We start from the raw sequence: 287 nt of genomic DNA on the forward strand, positions 1-287 counted from the left end.
GTGCAGATGCTACCACTGTACAAAAAAGCATGAATACCCTTGTAACAACACTACTTGGTTTTGGTGGGATTTGGGTAGCAGCTTGCGTTGTATTTGCAGCTATAAAATTATCTGGTGCACAAGGTAAAAACCCTGAAAACCGTACACAAGCCATGATTGGTTTAGCTTGTGCGGCAATTGGAGGCGTTGTCATGATCAAAGCATACGACATCGCTTCTTGGGTTACAAAAATTTAACATAAGAGTTTGTAAAAGCTCTCCTCTATTTGGGGAGAGCTTCTCTTATAC

1 pseudogene is annotated in these 287 nt (G+C 41.1%); it reads left to right on the forward strand.

What is annotated here, in order from left to right:
• Positions 1 to 236 (forward strand): annotated as a pseudogene (locus ACSG5Z_RS31665) (hypothetical protein); the annotation flags it as partial.
• Positions 237 to 287: the final 51 nt, after the last annotated feature.

The sequence above is a fragment of the Bacillus pretiosus genome, assembly GCF_051294775.1.
In the GTDB taxonomy this organism is placed as follows: Bacteria; Bacillota; Bacilli; order Bacillales; family Bacillaceae_G; genus Bacillus_A; species Bacillus_A wiedmannii.